At 68.8% G+C, this 5691-nt stretch carries 3 protein-coding genes and 1 pseudogene; all 4 read left to right on the top strand.

From position 1 onward, the window contains the following. Nucleotides 1–466: 466 nt before the first annotated feature. Nucleotides 467–1231 (top strand): annotated as a pseudogene (locus AB0H87_RS37030) (MIP/aquaporin family protein); the annotation flags it as partial. A 283-nt stretch (nucleotides 1232–1514) separates the two neighbouring features. Continuing rightward, the gene (glpK, locus tag AB0H87_RS37025; RefSeq protein WP_360156863.1) at nucleotides 1515–3032 is read left to right on the top strand and encodes a glycerol kinase GlpK; all 1518 of its coding nucleotides are present in this window, start codon (nucleotides 1515–1517) and stop codon (nucleotides 3030–3032) included. A gap of 72 nt (nucleotides 3033–3104) precedes the next feature. Continuing rightward, nucleotides 3105–4808, top strand: coding sequence for a glycerol-3-phosphate dehydrogenase/oxidase (locus AB0H87_RS37020; RefSeq protein ID WP_360156860.1), 1704 nt, complete (start codon nucleotides 3105–3107; stop codon nucleotides 4806–4808). A gap of 69 nt (nucleotides 4809–4877) precedes the next feature. Continuing rightward, the coding region (locus tag AB0H87_RS37015) for an MFS transporter (protein ID WP_360156857.1) at nucleotides 4878–5691 on the top strand (814 nt) is incomplete at its 3' end.

Genomic DNA, 5691 nt, shown 5'->3' with positions numbered 1-5691 from the left:
GGCGATCAGCTGGTACGTGCCGGCGTCGCGCGGCCCGATGTTGGCCGAGACGACCGCCTGACCGCCGGCCGCGAGTGCGCCGACGTTGGCCGTGGATGGTCTGCGATCCGGACTCCCCGCACCGCGCGGCGGGTTAGGCTGACATAGGTGATCCACTCCGGCCGCGAATCCCGCCACCGGAAACCGGCCGACACCTCGCATCCGCCCCATGCCGTCGCAAAAAAAGAGCAATTTTCGGGTTTAAAGCCATTGGCCGTGGCCCTATCAGAGGTCACGTGCTTGACTGACGGTGATAGAGGGCGAATCCGAATATTCAGACATAGCCGTTAGTTACGTGTCTATTCCCCAGTTGGGGCTTTCATCCTTTTTGGGGGTCTTCAGGCGCGCTCCTGGCGGTGACTGCCATCAGCGATTCGCCAGGTTGCACGCTGTTGGGGGGCTAGAAGCTGTGGCTGGAATTCGAGGAATTCTCAGCAGACAGAACATCGTGGTCCAGATGATCGCAGAGTTTCTGGGCACGATGATCCTGCTGCTCTTCGGTATTGGTGTGGTGGCACAGGTGGTGGCCGGAGGGTCGGCGCTTGGTGACCACAACTCGATCTCCTGGGCGTGGGGCTTCGGTGTGGTGCTGGGTGTCTATACCGCGGCACGCATCAGTGGTGCTCACCTGAACCCCGCTGTCACGATCGCACTCGCCGCGTTCCGGAAGTTCCCGTGGCGCAGTGTGGTCCCGTACATCATCGCTCAGGTCCTGGGTGCGTTCGTCGGTGCGTTGCTGGTGCGGTGGGCGTACAACAGCGTCCTGCACAACTTCGACCCGGGTCTCACGATCAAGTCCCAGTTCGTCTTCTCCACCCTGCCCGGTAACGGCTCGTTGCCGGTCAGCCTGTGGGGCGGCTTCCTGGACCAGGTCATCGGCACGGCGATCCTGGTGTTCCTGATCTTCGTGCTGACCGACCGTCTCAACGACCCGCCGCTGTCGAACCTGACGCCGTTCATGGTCGGTATCGTCGTTGTCGCGATCGGTATGGCCTGGGGTACCAACGCTGGTTACGCCATCAACCCGGCCCGTGACTTCGGGCCTCGACTGGCGTCCTACATCACCGGATACGGCACAGCCTGGCGAGATCAGTACAACCAGTTCTATTGGTGGGTGCCCATTGTGGCCCCGATCATCGGTGGCCTCATCGGTGGTCTGATCTACGTGGTGCTCATCGGCCGTGTCCTGCCGTTCCTGCAGACGACCGCGCCGCCGGCCGGTCGGGGTGGCGAGGTGGAGACTCCGGTCGACGCCAGCGGTCAGGCCCAGACCGAGACGCCGCGCGGCGAGCGGGGCTACATCGAGCCCACGCAGGGCGGCACCGATCCGCGCCGACCCGACCGGGGCATCGATCCCGGCACAGGACGGTTCGATCCGGGTACCGGGCGAGATCCGGGTTCCGGCCCGGCGGATCCGGGGCCAGGGCCCAACAGATAGGCGACGGACCCTACAGACCCGGGAAAGGAAGACTGAGATGGCGGATTACGTAGGCGCTATCGACCAAGGCACGACCAGCACACGATTCATGATTTTCGACCACGAGGGGCGCGAGGTCGGGCGCCACCAGCTCGAACACGAGCAGATCCTGCCGCAGGCCGGGTGGGTCGAGCACGACCCGCTCGAGATCTGGCAGCGCACGCAGGAGGTGATCACCACGGCGATGTCCCGGCAGAACCTGTCGGCCAGCGACCTCGCCGCGGTGGGCATCACCAACCAGCGCGAGACGACCGTGGTGTGGAATCGCCGCACGGGGCGGCCCTACTACAACGCGATCGTCTGGCAGGACACCCGGACGGACCGGATCGCGGCCGCGCTCGATCGCGACGGCCGGGGCGACGTCATCCGGCGCAAGGCCGGTCTCCCGCCGGCGACGTACTTCTCCGGCGGGAAGATCCAGTGGATCCTCGAGAACGTCGACGGGGTCCGCGAGGCCGCGGAGAAGGGCGAGGCGATCTTCGGCAACACGGACGCCTGGGTCCTGTGGAACCTCACCGGCGGGCGTGACGGCGGGCTGCACATCACCGACGTCACCAACGCCAGCCGGACGATGCTGATGAACCTGGAGACGCTCGACTGGGATGACGAGCTCCTCTCGTTCTTCAACATCCCGCGGCAGATGCTGCCGGAGATCCGGCCGTCGTCGGACCCGAACCTGTACGGGACGACGAAGTCCGGCGGCCCGTTCCGCGGCGAGGTGGCACTTCCCGCGTCGCTCGGCGACCAGCAGGCGGCCACGGTCGGCCAGGTCTGCTTCGCCGTGGGCGAGGCGAAGAATACCTACGGCACGGGTAACTTCCTGCTGCTCAACACCGGCAACGAGGTCGTCCACTCGAAGGCGGGCCTGATCACCACGGTCTGCTACAAGTTCGGCGACCAGGACCCGGTGTACGCGCTGGAAGGCTCGATCGCGGTGACCGGCTCGGCCGTGCAGTGGCTGCGCGACCAGCTCGGCATCCTCCGCAACGCCGCGGAGAGCGAGACCCTGGCGCGCAGTGTCCGGGACAACGGGGGTGTCTACTTCGTACCCGCGTTCTCCGGCCTGTTCGCTCCGTACTGGAAGTCCAACGCGCGTGGCGCGATCGTCGGCCTGTCCCGGTTCAACACGGCCGGCCACATCGCCCGCGCGACGCTCGAGTCGATCTGCTACCAGTCCAAGGACGTGGTGGAGGCGGCGCAGAAGGACTCCGGGGTCACGCTCGACATCCTCAAGGTCGACGGCGGCATCACCGCCAACGACCTGGCGATGCAGATGCAGGCCGACATCCTCGGTGTGCCGGTGAGCCGGCCGGTGGTCGCGGAGACCACCGCGCTCGGTGCCGCGTACGCCGCGGGCCTCGCCGTGAAGTACTGGAACTCGGTCGAGGAGCTGCGGGCGCACTGGCACGAGGACCGCCGCTGGACGCCCGAATGGAACGACCAGCAACGGGCCGAGGGTTACAAGATGTGGAAGAAGGCCGTCGACCGGACCATGGACTGGCTCGAGGTCGACTGAGGTACCGACCGGGGCGTCGCAGGCGTACGCGCATGCGACGCCCCACAGCATGAACGACAGCAGGAGGTTGCCGTGGAGGCCGTGGCTCTTTCCGCAGCACAACGAAGCCGGGCCCTCGCCGGGATGGCCGAGCGCGAGCTGGACGTCCTTGTGGTGGGTGGCGGCGTGGTCGGTGCCGGCTGCGCCCTCGACGCGGTCACCCGGGGTCTGTCGACCGGCCTCGTCGAGGCCCGCGACTGGGCGTCCGGCACGTCCAGCCGCTCCAGCAAGCTGATGCACGGTGGCCTGCGCTACCTGGAGCAGTTCGAGTTCGGCCTGGTGGCCGAGTCGCTGCGGGAGCGCGGGCTGCTGCTGCAACGGATCGCGCCGCACCTGGTGCATCCCGTGCAGTTCCTCTACCCGCTCAAGCACCGCTTCTGGGAACGCCCGTACGTCGGCAGCGGCCTGATCCTCTACGACACCATGGGGCTCACGTCGGGCACGGCGCGCGGTGTGCCGCACCACAAGCACCTGAGCCGCCGCGGCGCGCTGAAGGTGGCGCCGGGGCTCAAGAAGTCGGCGCTGATCGGCGCCGTGCAGTACTACGACGGCCAGGTCGACGACGCCCGCCACACGATGACGGTGGTACGCACGGCCGCGAGCTACGGCGCGCTCGTGGCCAACCGGGCCCGCGTCCTGGACTACCTGCGCGAGAGCGACCAGGTCGTCGGCGCGCTGGTCGAGGACCTGATGACCGGCGAGACCCGGGAGGTCCGGGCCAAGCAGGTGATCAACTCGACCGGCGTATGGACCGACGACACGCAACAGCTCGCCGACACCCGCGGCGAGTTCCACGTCCGGACGTCCAAGGGCGTGCACTTCACGGTGCCGCGCGACCGGATCCAGCTCGACACCGGGCTGATCCTGCGCACCGAGAAGAGCGTGCTGTTCGTGATCCCGTGGGGCCGGCACTGGCTGATCGGCACCACCGACACCGACTGGGAGCTCGACAAGGCGCGGCCGGCGGCGACCTCGACGGACATCGAGTACCTGCTCGAGCACGTCAACCGGGTCCTGGTCAGCCCGCTGACCCTGGCGGACATCGAGGGCGTGTACGTCGGACTGCGGCCGCTCGTGGCCGGGGCCGCGGAGTCGTCCGCCAAGCTGTCCCGCGACCACTCGGTGGCCCGCCCGGTGCCCGGCATGGTCGTGGTGGCCGGCGGCAAGTACACCACCTACCGCAAGATGGCCGAGGACACGGTCGACGCGGCGGTGCGCGGCCTCGACCAGGAGAACGTGCCGGAGTCGGTGACCCGGGATATCCCGCTGCTCGGCGCCGAGGGCTACAGGGCACTGTGGAACCAGCGGCACGAGCTGGCCGACAACTGGGGCCTGCACGTGCACCGGATCGAGCACCTGCTCAACCGGTACGGCTCCCTCTGCTTCGAGGTGCTGCGCCTGATCGCGCAGGACCGGGGGCTGGCCGAGCCGCTGCCGGGCGCCGACGACTACCTGCGCGCGGAGGCGGTGTACGCGGCCAGCCACGAGGGCGCGCTGCACCTCGACGACGTGCTGGCCCGGCGCACGCGGGCGTACTTCGAGACGTTCTCCCGCGGCGTCCAGGCGGCGCCGGACGCGGCCCGGCTGATGGGTGGCGTGCTGGGCTGGACGCAGGCCGACGTCGATCGCGAGGTGGCCGCGTACGGGCAGGCCATCGAGGCGGACCGCAAGGCGCAGGAGGCGACCGACGACGCGGCGGCCGACGCGGCCCGCCTGGTCGCGGTGGACCTGGGCTGACCGTTCACGAGAGGGGGACCCGCTGTCGGGTCCCCCTCTCCCGGTTCCGACAAGCTGTATAGTACAGCTATGTCCGCCGCACCCGCCCGCACCAACCCCTTCCAGCAACCGCGCGCCGTCTGGGCCGTCGCGTTCGCCTGCGTCGTGTCGTTCATGGGCATCGGTCTGGTCGACCCGATCCTGCCGGCGCTCGCCGACGACCTGCACGCCACTCCCAGCCAGGTGTCCCTGCTGTTCACCAGCTACCTCGTGGTGACCGCGGTCGCGATGCTGGTGGTCGGCGCGGTGGCCAGCCGGATCGGCGCGAAACGCACGCTGGTCGTCGGCCTCGTGATCATCGTGGTGTTCGCGGCCCTGGCCGGCGCGTCGGACTCGATCAGCGGGATCGTCGGCTTCCGGGCCGGCTGGGGACTGGGCAACGCGCTGTTCATCGCGACCAGCCTCGCGGTGATCGTCGCCTCGGCCAGCGGCGGCTTCGCCGGGGCGATCATCCTCTACGAGACGGCGCTCGGCCTGGGCATCGCGGTCGGCCCGCTGCTCGGCGGCGAGCTCGGCAGCATCAGCTGGAAGGGCCCGTTCTTCGGCGTCTCGGCGCTGATGTTCATCGCCCTGGTGGCGACCATCGCGTTCGTGCCGGCGCTGCCGAAGCCCGCACGGCCGACGAGTCTCGCCGCGCCGCTGCGCGCCCTGCGGCACCGCGGGTTGCTGGTGATGGGCCTCACCGCGCTGCTCTACAACTGGGGCTTCTTCACGATGCTCGGGTACGCGCCGTACCCGATGGAGCTCGACGCGCACCGGCTCGGCCTGGTCTTCACCGGCTGGGGCCTGCTGGTCGCGCTGTTCAGCGTCTTTTTCGCGCCGCGGCTGCAGGCCCGGTTCGGCA

It is taken from the genome of Asanoa sp. NPDC050611 (assembly GCF_040654855.1).
Classification (GTDB): domain Bacteria; phylum Actinomycetota; class Actinomycetes; order Mycobacteriales; family Micromonosporaceae; genus Asanoa.
Note: the sequence above shows the minus strand (reverse complement) of the source record. Positions and strands in the feature narration are given on the sequence as shown.

Bases quoted from the DNA above. Each gene is read 5' to 3' on its own strand.
- glpK (WP_360156863.1), top strand. From the start codon at position 1,515: ATGGCGGATTACGTAGGCGCTATCGACCAAGGCACGACCAGCACACGA.